Origin of the sequence: Aeromonas sp. 61P (assembly GCF_051919545.1) — a bacterium.
GTDB lineage: Bacteria > Pseudomonadota > Gammaproteobacteria > Enterobacterales > Aeromonadaceae > Aeromonas > Aeromonas veronii.
Map to the genome: position 1 here is coordinate 554,810 of NZ_JBQBEL010000001.1, position 15,598 is coordinate 570,407.

The 15,598-nt window shown below is 61.2% G+C and carries 11 protein-coding genes; 6 read left to right on the forward strand and 5 right to left on the reverse strand.

Annotated features, from left to right (window positions below; translation table 11 throughout):
* The first annotated feature begins 84 nt into the window (after positions 1 to 84).
* The 4 genes from nirD to mgtE all read left to right on the forward strand — a co-directional run bounded on the left by nirD (position 85) and on the right by mgtE (position 4,256).
* On the forward strand, positions 85 to 402 hold the full coding sequence (gene nirD, locus ACTG2O_RS02725) for a nitrite reductase small subunit NirD (RefSeq protein WP_439975305.1): 318 nt from the start codon (positions 85 to 87) through the stop codon (positions 400 to 402).
* Positions 403 to 459: 57 nt separating this feature from the next.
* Positions 460 to 1,272, forward strand: a complete 813-nt coding sequence (gene nirC, locus ACTG2O_RS02730) for a nitrite transporter NirC (protein ID WP_421303232.1) — start codon at positions 460 to 462, stop codon at positions 1,270 to 1,272.
* 12 nt (positions 1,273 to 1,284) lie between these two features.
* Entirely contained in the window at positions 1,285 to 2,685 is a 1,401-nt protein-coding gene (gene cysG / locus ACTG2O_RS02735; RefSeq protein WP_439975306.1) for a siroheme synthase CysG, read from the forward strand.
* Between the two features lie 146 nt (positions 2,686 to 2,831).
* A complete protein-coding gene (gene mgtE, locus ACTG2O_RS02740) occupies positions 2,832 to 4,256 on the forward strand; it encodes a magnesium transporter (protein ID WP_139746974.1) in 1,425 nt (474 codons plus the stop codon).
* A gap of 81 nt (positions 4,257 to 4,337) precedes the next feature.
* Here the strand turns inward: mgtE and ACTG2O_RS02745 are convergent, their stop codons facing one another.
* Positions 4,338 to 5,279: a hypothetical protein gene (locus tag ACTG2O_RS02745; protein WP_439975307.1), complete on the reverse strand. Its 942-nt coding sequence runs from the start codon at positions 5,277 to 5,279 to the stop codon at positions 4,338 to 4,340.
* A 359-nt stretch (positions 5,280 to 5,638) separates the two neighbouring features.
* Here ACTG2O_RS02745 and ACTG2O_RS02750 point away from each other — a divergent pair, with 359 nt between their 5' ends.
* Positions 5,639 to 7,630 carry a bifunctional 2',3'-cyclic-nucleotide 2'-phosphodiesterase/3'-nucleotidase gene (locus ACTG2O_RS02750; protein ID WP_021230729.1) on the forward strand — a complete coding sequence of 664 codons (1,992 nt, stop codon included), beginning with the start codon at positions 5,639 to 5,641 and terminating at the stop codon, positions 7,628 to 7,630.
* A gap of 266 nt (positions 7,631 to 7,896) precedes the next feature.
* Here ACTG2O_RS02750 and ACTG2O_RS02755 read toward each other — a convergent pair whose 3' ends face one another.
* The 4 genes from ACTG2O_RS02755 to ACTG2O_RS02770 form a co-directional block, all read right to left on the reverse strand.
* Positions 7,897 to 8,862, reverse strand: coding sequence for an ABC transporter permease (locus tag ACTG2O_RS02755; protein ID WP_021230728.1), 966 nt, complete (start codon positions 8,860 to 8,862; stop codon positions 7,897 to 7,899).
* Between the two features lie 2 nt (positions 8,863 to 8,864).
* On the reverse strand, positions 8,865 to 9,983 hold the full coding sequence (locus ACTG2O_RS02760) for an ABC transporter permease (protein ID WP_421249933.1): 1,119 nt from the start codon (positions 9,981 to 9,983) through the stop codon (positions 8,865 to 8,867).
* Positions 9,983 to 11,548, reverse strand: coding sequence for an ABC transporter ATP-binding protein (locus tag ACTG2O_RS02765; RefSeq protein WP_005355628.1), 1,566 nt, complete (start codon positions 11,546 to 11,548; stop codon positions 9,983 to 9,985). The genes ACTG2O_RS02760 and ACTG2O_RS02765 overlap by 1 nt, the downstream gene beginning before the upstream one ends.
* Positions 11,549 to 11,633: 85 nt before the next feature.
* A complete protein-coding gene (locus ACTG2O_RS02770; RefSeq protein ID WP_005340803.1) occupies positions 11,634 to 12,632 on the reverse strand; it encodes a BMP family lipoprotein in 999 nt (332 codons plus the stop codon).
* A 507-nt stretch (positions 12,633 to 13,139) separates the two neighbouring features.
* Between ACTG2O_RS02770 and uvrD the strand changes: the two genes are divergently transcribed.
* On the forward strand, positions 13,140 to 15,311 hold the full coding sequence (uvrD, locus tag ACTG2O_RS02775) for a DNA helicase II (protein ID WP_421269021.1): 2,172 nt from the start codon (positions 13,140 to 13,142) through the stop codon (positions 15,309 to 15,311).
* Positions 15,312 to 15,598: the final 287 nt, after the last annotated feature.

Below are 15,598 nucleotides of genomic sequence, written 5' to 3' on the forward strand. Positions count from 1 at the left end.
ACTCAACGATATCCTGCCGGGCTGCATGGACGTTTGCGCACTGCTCGATAGCCAGTTCATCCAACTCGAGGTGGAGATTAAGCGATGAAACTTGCCTGCCAACTCAACGACATCCTGCCGGGCACCGGCGTCTGCGCTCTGATTGAGGGTCGTCAGATCGCCCTGTTCCGCCCGAGCGCGGCGGCCGAGGTGTTCGCCATCGACAACCGGGATCCCTTCTTCGCCGCCAACGTGCTGTCGCGGGGCCTGATCTGCGAACACGACGGTGAACTCTGGGTCGCCAGCCCGCTCAAGAAGCAGCGCTTTCGCCTGAGCGATGGCCACTGTTTCGACAATCCGGCGATGTCGGTTCAAAGCTACACCGTTGACGTGCGCGACCAGCAGGTCTGGGTCGCCGTCTAAAACCAAATTCACTCTCTTTCGGGCTGCCAGAGGGCAGCCCTTTCAAGGACTCACAAGATGTACACGGAAACCATCAACAAGTGCGCCGCCAACGCGGCCCGCATCAACCGCTTCGAGCGCAGCGACAAGCTCGGCTTCTGGCTCAGCTCCGCCATGGCGGGTGCCTATGTGGGCCTCGGCATCATCCTGATCTTCACCCTCGGCAATCTGGTGGATCCGAGCATCCGACCGCTGGTGATGGGGGCCACCTTCGGCATCGCCCTGACGCTGGTGATCATCGCCGGCTCCGAGCTGTTCACCGGCCACACCATGTTCCTCACCTTCGGGGTGAAAACCGGCAAGATCACCATGGCCGACCTGCTGCGCATCCTGCCGCAGACCTGGGCCGGCAACCTGATTGGCTCCATCGTGGTGGCGCTCATCTATTCCTACGGCGGCAGCCTGCTGCCGGATGCGGGCAGTCTGGCCCACAAGGTGGCGCTGGCCAAGACCCAGGCACCGGCGCTGACCCTGTTTATGAAAGGGATCCTCTGCAACTGGCTGGTCTGCCTCGCCATCTGGATGGCGCTGCGCACCGAAGGGGCCGCCCGCTTCATCGCCATCTGGTGGTGCCTGCTGGCCTTTATCGCCTCCGGCTACGAGCACTCCATCGCCAACATGACCCTGTTCGCCCTCTCCTGGTTTGGCGCCCACTCCGAGGCCTACACCCTAGGCGGCATCGGCCACAACCTGCTGTGGGTGACCCTGGGCAACACCGTCTCCGGCGTCCTCTTTATGGGCCTCGGCTACTGGTATGCCACCCCCAAGGCTGAGCGCCCGGTTGCAGTGAGCGAGACCACCAGCACCGCCAACCAGACCCGAACCGCCTGATCCGGAGGCCCCATGGACTACTTGCCCATCTTTTGCCGACTCGACAACAAACCCGTGCTGCTGGTCGGCGGCGGCGAGGTAGCGGAACGCAAGGCGCGCCTGCTGCTGGATGCCGGTGCCCATCTCACAGTAGTCGCGCCCGAGCTCGCCCCCGAGCTGGCGGAACTGGCTGCCAACGGGAGCATCGAGTGGCTGGCCGGTGAATTTGCACCGGCGCAACTGGCGGGCAAGTGGCTGGTGGTGGCCGCCACCGATCGGCGCGAGGTGAATGCACTGGTCTACCAGAGCGCCAATCAGGCGCGGATCTTTGCCAACGTGGTAGATGACCCGAAACGCTCCAGCTTCATCATGCCGTCGATCATCGATCGCTCGCCGCTGATGGTGGCCATCTCCTCCGGCGGCAAGGCGCCGGTGCTGGCCCGGCTGCTGCGGGAAAAACTGGAAGCCATGCTGCCGCAACATCTGGGGGCCGTGGCGGCCTTTGCCGGCAGCCTGCGGGAGCGGGTCAAGGCCCGCTTCGCCAGCATGGGGGAGCGGCGCCGCTTCTGGGAGCGGCTGCTCGGGGCGGATCGGCTCGGTCAGGCGCTGGCGCGAGGCGATAGCGCCTCTGCCCACCAGCTGGCCGACAACCTGTTTGCCGATGAAAGCCAGACCGGAGGCGAAGTGGTGCTGGTGGGGGCTGGCCCCGGCGATCCGGGCCTGCTCACCCTACACGCCCTGCGCCAGATGCAGCAGGCCGACGTGGTGGTCTATGACCGACTGGTCTCCGACGAGGTGATGGCGCTGGTGCGCCGAGATGCCAAGCGCATCTTCGTCGGCAAGCAGGCGGGCAACCACTGCGTGCCGCAGGAGGGGATCAACCAGCTCTTGCTGGAGGAGGCGAAGAAGGGGCAACGGGTGGTGCGGCTGAAGGGGGGCGACCCCTTCATCTTCGGCCGTGGCGGCGAGGAGCTGGAGACGCTGGTCGGCAGCGGCATCGGTTTTCAGGTGGTGCCGGGGATCACCGCGGCCAGCGGCTGCGCCGCCTACGCCGGCATTCCGCTCACTCACCGCGATCACGCCCAGAGCGTGCGTTTCGTCACCGCCCACGGCAAGGGGGGCGCCCGGGATCTCGACTGGCCGCTGCTGGCCAAAGACCGGCAGACGCTGGTCTTCTATATGGGGCTCTCATCCTGCGCCACCATCCGCGAGCAGCTGCTGGCCCACGGCAAGGCGGGCAACACCCCGGTGGCGCTGATCGAGCGCGGCACCCAGCCCTGCCAGCGGGTCATTCGCGGCACTCTCGATGAGCTACCCGCGCTGGCGGTGGGGGTCGAAAGCCCGGCCCTGATCATGGTGGGATCCGTGGTGACCCTTGCCGACCGGCTCGCCTGGTTTGGCGAGGCACCACAGCGCCAGCAAGCCCTCGCCTGAGGGATCCTCGGCAACTCACCATGAGGCCACCAGCAGGTGGCCTCACTTTTACCTCCCTCTTCTCCTATCACGGTCATAACCTGTTGTTTTAAGTCTGGTATCCTATGGGCATTGAGCCCTTGGCTACCATCTCAGGAATTCATCCCATGTCTCTTCCCATCAAGAACAGCGCCCGGCAGCGCGCGGATGACAGATCCCGCATTCTCACCCTGCTGCTGCGCGATGATGCCCTCACCGACAGCCTGCTCGACCCGCAGGTGGTGCAGGATGCCGAGCAGCGCGATCAGACCAGCGAACTCACCACGCTGGTCAACGGGTTGCCCGCCGCCGACGTCGCCGATGCGCTGGAGTCGCTGCCGCCCGATGAGCGTCATGCCCTGTGGGCGCTGGTGGAGGAGGAGAAACGCGGCCAGATCCTGGTCGAAGCGTCGGAGACGGTGTGGGACAGCCTGATCAGCGGGATGAGCGACAAGGAGCTGCTGCACGCCCTGCGCACCCTGGATATCGACGACCAGATCTATCTGGGCCAGTACCTGCCACGCAACCTGATGGGGCGGCTACTCACCTATATGGCCCCTGCCGACCGGGATCGGGTGCGGGAGGTGATCCGCTACGGCAAGCACACCGTCGGCGCCATGATGGACTTCGAGATCATCACCATCCGCCCCGAGGTGAGTCTGGCCGCGGTGCAGCGCTATCTGCGGCTGCGCGGCAAGATCCCCGCCAACACCGACAAGCTGTTCGTCATCGATCGGCGCAACCACCTGCTGGGGGAGCTGGCCCTCACCACTGTACTGCTGCACAAGCCCGCCACCCTGGTGAGCGACGTGATGGAGCGTGATCCGGTCACCTTCGATCCGGAGGATAACGACGAAGCGGCGGCCCGCACCTTCGAGCGGGATGACCTGCTCTCCGCCGCCGTAGTGGATGGCAAGGGCAAGCTGATGGGCCGCCTCACCGTCGAAGAGGTGGTGGATCTGGTCTATGAGGAGAGTGACACCGACCTGCGCCGGATGGGGGGTATCAGCGAGGATGAAGACGTGTTCGCCCCTGTCTCCAAGGCGGTCAAGACCCGCTGGGCCTGGCTTGCCATCAACCTCTGCACCGCCTTTGTCGCCTCGAGGGTGATCGGTCTGTTCGAGCACACCATCTCCCAACTGGTGGCGCTGGCGGCCCTGATGCCCATCGTCGCCGGGATCGGCGGCAACACCGGCAACCAGACCATCACCATGATAGTGCGGGCGCTGGCGCTGCAGCACATTCAGGCAGGCAACCTCTCCTTCCTGCTGCTACGGGAACTTGGCGTCGCCTTTATCAACGGGCTGGTGTGGGGCGGCACCATGGGCATCGCCACCTATCTGCTCTATCAGGATGCGGCGCTCGGCGCCGTGATGACCCTGGCCATGATGCTCAACCTGCTGGTGGCGGCGCTGATGGGGGTCATTATCCCCATGACCATGACCCGCCTCGGCCGCGACCCGGCAGTCGGTGCCAGCGTGATGATCACCGCCATCACCGATACCGGCGGCTTCTTTATCTTCCTCGGGCTGGCGACCCTGTTCCTGCTGTAAACCGTGCGTTGAAAACAACAAGGGAGCCACTGGCTCCCTTGTTGTTTCAGGCGCGTTTGCCCGCCCCTGCCGTTGGGCTGCTTATCGCTTGTCAGCGGTGATCAGCAAGCCATTGGTGTCGGGGAAGCCGATGACCAGCGCCTCTTTTTTGGCATCCGTGGTAAAGGTGGTGACATAGGCGACGCGGTTATCCATCGCCCGGGCCAGAGCGGCATTCCAGAGGTTTTCGATCGGCGTGGCGGCAGCGGATTGCTTGAAGTTGCACTTGCCAAACCCGGTCATGGTCAGCTTGCTCAACCCGGCAGTGGCACTCCCCTCGCCCACCAGCGTACAACCTGCCGCCGGGAACTCGATCGCTACCGTCAACTTGCCGCCGTTGTTGGTGGTATCCACCTTGCCCACCATGTCGCTGCTGAAGCCATCGCTGTCCGTGGCACTCCAGCTGGCCGTGGTCACCGCTTTGGTGGTCAGGGCCGTCACCGCCACATGACCGCTGAAACCGGAATAGATGGGGGAGTTGTCGGAGAACTTGGTGCCGGTCCGGGTGAAATCAAAAACCCAGCGCTTGATCTCCTTGCCCTGCAGATCGATGACCGGCTGATCCTGGAAGGTGATGAGGTTGTGGTCGTTGGTCACCGAGCTGAGCGCCGTGCTGGTGCCGAGTCGCTCGCTGTTGCGGATCAACTGCACCGGGTAGATCCCGTCTTTGTCGGCTTTCTGGTCAGCCTGACCCAACCACTGGCTGTTGGTCTCGACCTTGCCCACCTGATGATCCACCCAGACACCCCAGTGCTGCACGGTTTGACCCTTCGGGTAGACCAGCGCCAGACCATCCAGATCCTTGATCATGCGCGGCGTCGCCTTGTCGCCATCGCGGCTCATCAGATTCGCTTGGTAAAGACCCGCCTCCGGCAGGGCCAGTGGCACCCGCTTGGCGATGCTGTTGGCAGCTTTTTCGCTGTCACAGGCAGACAGGGCCGCAGCGCAGGCGATGGCCAGCAGCGCTTTGTTGTGCATTTTCATGAGTTTTTATTCCTTGCTGTCGCTTTGTAATTTTTAGATGCAATCAATCGCCGCTGAATTTAAGGGAAAGGTCATCTATCAGTCGAATGGAGATCTGTAACCAACCATTACAGCCTCGCAGGAGCGGCAGACCGCGCCGCTTGCCCCGACCGCACGGCGGTGACGACAGGGTGACTCACGGCGGAAAAGCAGCGAAAGTAGCGGCCCTGAATAAAGACAAAAAAACAGATGAAAATCAGAGTCATAACTCTATTAACAGGAGGGTAATTAGCCCGAATTGCCAGCCTGCTCACAATCGGATTCTTTTGCTGTCGATAGAATGCACCACGCTGGCATACCCATAACAAGAGAATCCAACAATGAAAACCACCCTCAAACTGAGCGCGGTGGCAGTTATCTTTTTGCTGTCCGGCTGTGACGACAACAACTCTCAGGCCCCCGGTGATCTCACCCTGCGGCTGATCGAAACCTCTGATATCCACTCCAACCTGCTGAGTTACGACTACTACCAGAACAAGCCGGATGCCTCGCTGGGCTTCGCCCGCACCGCTGTGCTGATCCGCAAGGCCCGCGAAGAGAACGCCAACAACTTGCTGATCGACAACGGCGACCTGATCCAGGGCACCCCGCTGGCCGACTATATCCACGACCAGCAGGTCAAACAGCAGTGGCTGAGCAAGCAGACCCACCCCGCCATCAAGGCGCTCAACACCATGAGCTATGATGTCGGCAACCTGGGCAACCACGAATTCAACTTCGGTCTCGACTTCCTCTCCGAGACCCTGAAAGGGGCCAACTACCCCTACATCAACGCCAACGTCTTCCAGGCCGATGCCTTCAGCCGTGATGGCAAGGGCACCATCGACTGGAGCAAGCAGAAGTTCAAACCCTATGTGGTGCTGGATCGTCAGGTGAAGGATGCCAACGGCAATACCCAGACCATCAAGGTCGGGGTGCTGGGGCTGACCCCGCCCCAGATCACCCAGTGGGACAAGCGCAATCTGGAGGGCAAGGTGGTGGTGGCCGATATGGTCGAGACCGCCGAGCACTATGTGCCCGAAATCCGCGCCAAGGGCGCTGACATCGTCGTGGTCGTGGCCCACACCGGCATCATAGGTGACCCGCGCGAACCCATGATGGAGAACGCCGCTCTGCCGCTGGCCAAGGTGAAAGGGGTCGATGCCCTGCTGCTGGGCCATGCCCATCGCACCTTCCCGGGCGACTACCCCAACATGACCGACGTGGACAACGAGAAAGGCACCCTGGCGGGCGTACCGACCGTGATGCCGGGCGTCTGGGGCAACCACCTCGGCATCATCGACCTGCACATGACCTGGAAAGAGGGTCGCTGGGAAGTGGCCTCCAGCCAGTCCCAGCTGCGCAAGATCGACAGCAGCGCCAGCAGCACCGAAGATCAGGCGGTGGTCGATCAGGTCATTGCCGAGCACGAGCAGGCCAACCAGTGGCTGGACGAGCCCCTCAGCAAGATCACCAAGCCAATCCACAGCTTCTTCGCGCTGGTGCAGGATGACCCCTCCATCCAGATCGTCAGCGACGCCCAGCTGTGGCACGCCAAGAAACTGCAACAGGATGGTCAGCTCAAGGAGAAATGGCCCATCCTCTCCGCCGCCGCGCCATTCCGTGGCGGTCGCAACGGTCCGACCGACTTCACCTATGTACCGGCTGGCGATATCTCCCTGCGCAACGTGGCCGACCTCTATGTCTACCCCAACACCCTGCAGGTGGTCGCCATCAATGGCGCGACCGTACAGGAGTGGCTGGAGAAGAGCGCCGTCCAGTTCAACAAGATCGATGCCGCCAGCACCGCGACCCAGTGGCTGGTGAACGAGAAGTACCGCACCTACAACTTCGACGTGATCGACGGAGTGAACTATCAGGTCGATGTGACCAAACCCGCCCGTTACGATGTGGATGGCAACAAGGTGAGCGACAGCTATCGCATCACCAACCTCACCTATCAGGGCAAGGCAATCGACCCGGCCCAGATGTTCTACGTGGTGACCAACAACTACCGCGCCAGCGGTGGTGGCAACTTCCCGGGCATCAACGCCAAGGTGATCGTCCATGAAGATCAGTTCGAAACCCGCGAAGTGCTCTCCGAATACCTCAAGGATCTGGCAGAGAAGAATCCGGCCGGTTTCGAGCCCCCGGCAGACAACAACTGGCAGCTGGCCCCCCTGCCCGCCAATCTGGATCTGCGCATCTACAGCTCGCCACGCAGCGAAGCGCAAGCCCTGACCGGCGGCAAGCTGAACTATGTGGAGACCCTGCCGCCCACCGATGCCAAACACCCCGGCTTTGGCGTCTACAAGCTGGTGCTGGCCCCCTGATCCTCAGGGTTAATCCGGCAATAACTTCTGCAACCCCCTCCTGATACGAGGGGGTTTTTGATGGTGCTGGCGGAGGGGTCAGCGCCTGTACGCCAGCCGCTCCCCGCAGCAACTCACGCAGCCCCTTTATCCCTTCACGCCATCGCCTCTCTCTATCACACCATCCAGATCCCGGCTGGTCTGCCCCATTCCGCCCATAAAAAAACAGGCCCACCGAAGTGGGCCTGCTGTTATCTGTGTGATCGGGAATATCGCGATAAAAGGCGCTACTCCCGCTCCTTCACATAGGGGGTGCCGAGCGCCTTGGGTGCCACCGCACGGCCGATAAAACCGGCTAGCAGGAACACGGTCAAGATGTAGGGCAGTGCCTCGATGGCCTGCACCGGAATGGCGAAGCCACCGATGCTGACCCCTTGCAGGCGGATGGCGACCGCATCGAGGAAGCCGAACAGCAGACAGGCAGCCATGGCATTCCAGGGGCGCCACTTGCCGAACACCAGCGCCGCTAGCGCCATAAAGCCCTTGCCCGCGCTCATGTTGGGGATGAACTGGGCCGTCTGGGCCACCGCCAGATAGGTGCCACCGATACCGGCCAGCAGGCCGCCGATGAGGAGCGCGGTGTAGCGCATCCGCACCACAGAGATACCGGCGGTATCGACCGCTGCGGGCGCCTCGCCCACCGCCCGCAGACGCAGACCGAAGCGGGTACGGAACATCACCCACCAGGCCAGCGGTACGCAGGCGAACGCCACGTACTCCAGCAGGGAGTGGCCGCTCAGCAGCTCGCTGTAGAGCTGGCCGATCACCGGCACATCCCACAACTCCTTGGCATAGGGCAGATCGATGGGGGCGAAACGGGCATCACCAGAGAGCGCCGGGGTCTGGCCACCCTGATCGAACCAGTAACGGCCCAGGGTTACGGTCAGACCGGCCGCCAGAATGTTGATGGCCATCCCGCTCACCACCTGATCACCGCGATGGGTGATGGTGGCAAAGCCGTGCATCAGGGCAAACAGGATGGAGACACCCACCCCGGCACCCAGACCTATCCAGGCAGAACCGGAGACCGCCGCAGCCGCACCACTGGCGAACGCTGCTGCCAGCAGTTTGCCTTCCAGCGCGATGTTGACCACCCCGGAGCGCTCGCAAAACATGCCCGCCATGGCGGCGAGAATGAGCGGCGGCGCAGTTCGAATGGTCGCATCCAGCATCAGGATCAGAATTTCAAACATGATCAGACTCCTTTAGCTTGTGCGGCTGAGCGGTTGGCAAACGCCAGATAGAGCTGCTCGATGCGCGGACGCATCATGTGCTCAAGGGCGCCACAGAACAGGATCACCAGACCCTGCAACACCACCACGATGTTGCGGTCGACACCGAACTCGAAGCTGAGCTCGGCACCCCCTTGATAGAGGAAACCGAACAGCAGGCTGGCGATGATGACGCCGACCGGATGGTTGCGCCCCATCAGCGCCACCGCGATACCGGTGAAGCCGAACCCTTCCACGAAGTTGAGCTTGATCTGGTGCAGCTCACCCTGCAGCACGTTGAGGGCAAAGAAGCCCGACAGCATGCCGGAGATGACCATCGCCAGGATCACCACCTTGGGATAGGAGATACCGGCGTAGGCGGAGGCGCTTTGGCTGGCCCCGACCGAGCGGATCTCGTAGCCCCAGCGGGTGTGCCAGATAAAGACCCACACCAGCGCCGCACAGATCAGCGCCCAGAAGAAGCTGATGTTAAGGGGGCTGTTGGGGATCTCCATCCCGAACAGGCTCGCCAGCCCGCTCATCTTGGGCAGCCAGCTTGCCTCGGCAAACACCTTGCTCTCGGTCGCCATCGAGCCGGGCGGCTTGAACACCTCCACCAGCAGATAGGCCATCAGCGAGGCGGCGATGAAGTTGAACATGATGGTGGTGATGACAATGTGGCTACCGCGCTTGGCTTGCAGCCAGGCCGGAATAAAGGCCCAGGCCGCACCAAACAGACCACCGGCAATGATGGAGAGCGGCAACAGCAGGGCAAACGGCAGCACATCGCCGAGCATCAGACAGACCAGACCGACACCGAGACCGCCGATATAGGCCTGACCTTCGCCACCGATGTTGAACAGACCGGCGTGGAAGGCGACCGCCACCGACAGACCGGTAAAGATAAAGCCGGTTGCGTAGTAGAGGGTGAAGCCGACCCCTTCACCAGAGCCAAACGCGCCGTACCACATGATCTTGGCGGCATCGACCGGGTTGATGTCGAGGTAGTAGAACAGGATGGCCGACACCAGGAAGGCCAGCAGGATATTGACCGCAGACAAGACGCCCACGGAGACCCAGGCAGGAATACGTACTTGGCTCATCAGTGGGCCTCCTTGGCAACGTCATCGGGAACGATATTCGCCATCATCAGACCAATGGTGCGCTCATCCGCCTTGGCACCATCCAGCTCGCCGACGATGCGACCATCGGCAATGACCAGAATCCGGTCAGCGAGGCTCATGATCTCGTCCAGCTCCACCGAGACCAGCAAGACAGCCTTGCCCTTATCGCGCATGGCGATGATCTGCTGGTGGATATACTCGATGGCGCCGATGTCGACCCCGCGGGTCGGCTGGCCGATCAACAGCACATCCGGGTCCTGCTCCACTTCACGGGCGATCACCAGCTTCTGCTGGTTGCCACCGGAGAAGTTGGCGGTCTTGTGATCGGGATGGGGCGGGCGCACGTCCCACTTCTCCATCTTGGCCTGACAATCCTGCTGGATCGCCTCCTTGTTCTGCAGCCACCCCTTGTTGTATTGCGGGCGACGGTGATAACCGAGAATGAAGGCCTCTTTCGCCTCGAAGCGGTTGATCAGCCCCATCTTGTGGCGATCTTCCGGCACATGGCCGAGGCCGTAGTTGCGCACCAGCTCGGGATCGGCCGGATGCTCCGCGCTCACTTTGTGCACGCCGCTGCGGCTGCTGATGGTGAAGCTGCCTTTGCTCGGCTTGAGAATGCCGCCAAGCAGACTGAGCAGTTCGGACTGACCGTTGCCGGAGACCCCGGCGATGCCGACCACTTCACCGGCCCGCACCTCGAAGCTGACCGATTTGACCCGCTCCACCTTGCTGGCATCGAAGTAGCTGAGCCCTTCGATCTTCAGCTTGGCTTCACCGGGCTGGGTTGGCCCCTTGTCGACCTTGAGGCGCACCTTGCGGCCCACCATCAGCTCGGCCAGCTGCTCCTTGTCGGTATCCTTGGTGGCGACGTGCGCCACCATCTCGCCACGGCGCATGATGGAGACCTGATCGGTAATGGCCAGGATCTCCCGCAGCTTGTGGGTGATGAGGATGATGGTTGCCCCCTGATCCCGCAGCTTTTTCAGCACCTCGAACAGGTGATCCGCCTCTTGCGGGGTCAGTACCCCGGTCGGCTCGTCGAGGATCAGGATGCGGGCGCCGCGATAGAGCGCCTTGAGAATTTCGACCCGCTGTTGCAAGCCAACCGGCAGATCTTCGACCTTTTCGTGCAGCGGCACGTCGAGGCCATAATCCCGCGCCAGTTCGCCCAGCAACTTTTCGGCTGACGCCACGCTCTGCTGAAGGTGCCAGCCGTTCTCAGCGCCGAGGATGACGTTTTCCAATACGGTGAAGTTATTGACCAGCATGAAGTGCTGGTGAACCATGCCCACCCCTGCGGCAATCGCATCTTGTGAGCCATGGGGTTTGAAAGGATTCCCGTCGATCAGCATCTCGCCTTTGTCGGCATGGTAGAAACCATAAATGATGCTCATCAGGGTGGACTTACCGGCGCCATTTTCGCCGACAATGCCGTGGATACTGCCTTTGCGAACCTTAAGGTCGATCAGCTTGTTGGCGTACACTTCGCCGAACCGCTTATCGATACCTCTTAATTCGATGGCATAGCGATCTGTCTGGTCCATGATGCAGCCCTGCGTTTCATGAAATAAGACTAAAAACCGGCCCGTGCGGGCCGGTGGTGCGTTGAGAGTCGTAGCAACTATCTAATTAGTATTTGCAGGTGTTATCGCTCATGTAGTCATGAACCTTGACCTTGCCAGCGATGATTTCAGCCTTGATGGCATCTACCTTGGCTTTCATTTCCGGGGTGATCAGCTTCTCGTTGTCCTTGTCGAGCGCCCAATCCACACCGCCTTCGGCCAGACCCAGGTTCTTGATACCCGGCTTCCACTCGCCTTTGGCAGCGTCATCCCAGGTCTGGTAAGCGGCCAGACCCACAGACTTGACCATGGAGGTCAGCATGGTGCCCGGTTGCAGGTGGTTCTGGTTGGAATCCACACCGATGGCGAACTTGCCGCTGTCCTTGGCTGCCTGATAGACACCGATACCGGTACCGCCAGCTGCGGCGTAAACCACGTCAGCACCTTTGGCGAACTGGGACTTGGCCAGCTCGGCACCTTTGGCCGGGTCAGCAAACGCAGCCGGGGTAGAGCCCGCCATGTTCTGGAACACTTCGATCTTCGGATTGACGAACTTGGCACCCTGCTCGTAACCGCACTGGAATTTACGGATCAGCGGGATATCCATGCCGCCCACGAAGCCGACCTTGCCACTCTTGGAAGCGATGGCTGCCAGCGCGCCCACCAGGAAGGAACCTTCATGCTCCTTGAAGATGACGGACTGGACGTTCGGCTTGTCGACCACCATGTCGATGATGGTGAACTGGGTTTTCGGGAATTCGGTCGCAACCTTCTCTACCGCAGAACCCATGTTGAAACCGACAGCCACGATCGGGCCGTTGCCACGGCTGGCCAGACGACGCAGACCCTGCTCGCGCTGGGCTTCGTTCTGGGGTTCAAACTCTTTGACCTTGACGCCCTTGTCCTTGTTGTAGAGCTCGACGCCGTTACGGAACACGGCTTCGTTGAATGATTTGTCATACTTGCCCGCGGTGTCATAAATGACGGCTGGCTCGGAAGCAGCCTGAGCAGAGAGAGCAGCGAGAGTGAGGGAGGCCACAGTGGCCAGCTTGAGCACTTTAGTCACGATCGTATCCTTGATTGTTATTAAGTGAGGGAACTTGCTTGCCTGTCAGAGCAGGCTATCTAGCACGCAGGCTTACTCTAAGTCAGCCCCGATGCGGGTCAAGCAAATGATAAGGGAAAAACGTTTGCGTTAACGGTTTGAATTCTAAGCAAATAACCTTATAAGCAGTTGTTTTTTAGCTACTTTTCAGTTTTTTATGCTAACAACAACAAGACCCAAACGACATTTCTCTTATTGTTCAGCAAGTTACTGTAAACCGTTTTCCCCTCTTATTCATCCAGCCCCCCGGCAAGCCCGTGATCCGGCTCGCAAAATCCCCACAAACCGCGCGAGCAAGGATTGGCTACAGCTGGAGACCTCCCCGCCCTCCTCTCTCTGCGCCAGCCAAAAATGGCCGCACCGACTCCCCTGCAAGCCCCCATCTCGCCCCCTCCCCCGAGTTTGGATTTGGTCTGGCAGGGGGGATGGCCGTATAATCCCCGCCTGTATAAATAAACAGGAGTGGTGATGGACGTTTCAACCCTGCTCGACGGGCTCAATGACAAGCAAAGAGACGCGGTGGCGGCCCCCCGTTGCAACCTGCTGGTGCTGGCCGGTGCCGGTTCGGGCAAGACCCGGGTGCTGGTGCACCGTATCGCCTGGCTGATGCAGGTGGAACGCTGTTCACCCTTCTCCATCATCGCGGTCACCTTTACCAACAAGGCGGCGGCCGAGATGCGCGGTCGGGTCGAGAAGGTGATCGGCGACGGTGTGCGCGGCATGTGGATCGGCACCTTCCACGGCATCGCCCACCGATTGCTGCGGGCCCACCATCTGGATGCGGGCCTGCCGCAAGATTTCCAGATCCTCGACTCCGACGACCAGTACCGTCTCATCCGCCGGGTGCTCAAGGCGCTCAACCTCGACGAGAAGCACTGGGCCCCGCGCGCCGTGATGGGCTACATCAACGGCAAGAAGGACGAGGGGCTGCGCCCCGGCGACATCGACCTCTACGGCGATCCCGTCACCCGCACCTATCAGCAGATCTACAAGACCTATCAGGAGACCTGCGATCGCTCCGGTCTGGTGGATTTTGCCGAACTGCTGCTGCGCGCCCATGAGCTGTGGCTGAACAAGCCGCATATCCTCGAGCACTACCGCGACCGCTTCCAGAACATCCTGGTGGACGAGTTTCAGGATACCAACGGCATCCAGTACGCCTGGCTGCGGATGCTGGCGGGCAACAGCGGCAAGGTGATGATCGTCGGCGACGATGACCAGTCCATCTACGGCTGGCGCGGCGCCAAGATCGAGAACATCCAGCGCTTCCTGACCGACTATCAGGGGGCCGAGACCATCCGCCTCGAGCAGAACTACCGCTCCACCGCCAATATCCTCAAAGCGGCTAACAGCGTCATCGCCAACAACGCCGAGCGCCTTGGCAAGGAGCTGTGGACCGAAGGGGCCGAGGGCGAACCGATTTCCCTTTACGCCGCCTTCAACGAGGTGGACGAGGCCCGCTTCGTGGTCGGCCGCCTCAAGGATTGGAAGGAAAAGGGCGGCCTCCTGGCCGACTGCGCCATCCTCTATCGCTCCAACGCCCAGTCGCGGGTGCTGGAAGAGGCGCTGATGCAGGACGCCATGCCCTATCGCATCTACGGCGGCCTGCGCTTCTTCGAGCGGCAGGAAATTAAAGACGCCATGGCCTACCTGCGGCTTATCAACAACCGTGGCGACGACGCCAGCTTCGAGCGGGTAGTCAACACCCCGACCCGCGGCATCGGCGATCGCACCCTCGAGATCCTGCGCGGCAACGCACGGGATCAGGGGCTCAACCTGTGGCAATCGGCCAAGGCGCTGCTCAACGACAAGGTGCTGACCGGTCGCGCCGGTAACGCGGTGCGCGGCTTTGTCGATCTGATCGACGCGCTGGAGGAGCAGGTCTCCCTGCTGCCGCTGCACCAGCAGGCGGATATCGCCATCCAGAACTCCGGCCTCAAGGCGATGTATCTGGCGGAAAAAGGCGAGAAATCCCAGGCGCGGGTAGAGAACCTGGACGAACTGGTCACCGCCTGCCGCCAATACCAGCGCCCGGACGAGCTGGAAGATATGAGCGATCTCTCCGCCTTCCTCGCCCACGCGGCGCTGGAATCCGGCGAGAATCAGGCGGACGAATATGCCGACGCGGTGCAGCTGATGACATTGCACAGCGCCAAGGGACTGGAGTTCCCGCTGGTGCTGCTGGTCGGCGTCGAAGAAGGGATGTTCCCCAGCCAGCAATCGACCGAGGAGTCGGGCCGGCTGGAGGAGGAACGCCGCCTCTGTTACGTCGGCATGACCCGCGCCATGGAGAAGCTCTACATCTGTTACGCCGAGAGCCGCCGCATCTATGGCCGCGAGATGTTCCACAAACCGAGCCGCTTTATTCGCGAGATGCCCGCCGAGTGTCTGGAAGAGATCCGGCTGCGCACCCAGGTGAGCAGACCCACCCAGTACGGCCGCTTTAGCCAGAACGAGGTGCAGCAGAGCTTTGACGCCAGCGGCATCAAGCTCGGCCAGCGGGTGCTCCATCCGAAATTCGGCGAAGGGGTGGTACTCAACTTCGAAGGGGTCGGCCAGCAGAGCCGGGTGCAGATCCAGTTCGACGACGTCGGCGCCAAGTGGTTGGTGACGGCGTATGCCAGATTGGAAGCACTCTGATTTTTCCCGCCTTTTGATACAACCAACCCGGCTTAGGCCGGGTTGGTTTTTATATTGCCTATCGCGACAACTTTAAATACGCGATCGTCCGAATACGCTGCGCTATTCGAACCTACGGGCTGCCTATAAATAATGGTAGCCCTGACCTTACCAGTTATATCGTGATAAAAAGGATGCACAAATACACAAAAGACGGATGTCCATATTCATCTCGCTGAAAAGTCAATTAAATTAGCCTTTCAGATAACTTTTAGTTAAGGGGCATAGCTAATGCCAATTTCAAAATA

Bases quoted from the DNA above. Each gene is read 5' to 3' on its own strand.
- nirD (WP_439975305.1), top strand. From the start codon at position 85: ATGAAACTTGCCTGCCAACTCAACGACATCCTGCCGGGCACCGGCGTC.
- nirC (WP_421303232.1), top strand. From the start codon at position 460: ATGTACACGGAAACCATCAACAAGTGCGCCGCCAACGCGGCCCGCATC.
- cysG (WP_439975306.1), top strand. From the start codon at position 1,285: ATGGACTACTTGCCCATCTTTTGCCGACTCGACAACAAACCCGTGCTG.
- mgtE (WP_139746974.1), top strand. From the start codon at position 2,832: ATGTCTCTTCCCATCAAGAACAGCGCCCGGCAGCGCGCGGATGACAGA.
- ACTG2O_RS02745 (WP_439975307.1), bottom strand. From the start codon at position 5,279: ATGAAAATGCACAACAAAGCGCTGCTGGCCATCGCCTGCGCTGCGGCC.
- ACTG2O_RS02750 (WP_021230729.1), top strand. From the start codon at position 5,639: ATGAAAACCACCCTCAAACTGAGCGCGGTGGCAGTTATCTTTTTGCTG.
- ACTG2O_RS02755 (WP_021230728.1), bottom strand. From the start codon at position 8,862: ATGTTTGAAATTCTGATCCTGATGCTGGATGCGACCATTCGAACTGCG.
- ACTG2O_RS02760 (WP_421249933.1), bottom strand. From the start codon at position 9,983: ATGAGCCAAGTACGTATTCCTGCCTGGGTCTCCGTGGGCGTCTTGTCT.
- ACTG2O_RS02765 (WP_005355628.1), bottom strand. From the start codon at position 11,548: ATGGACCAGACAGATCGCTATGCCATCGAATTAAGAGGTATCGATAAG.
- uvrD (WP_421269021.1), top strand. From the start codon at position 13,140: ATGGACGTTTCAACCCTGCTCGACGGGCTCAATGACAAGCAAAGAGAC.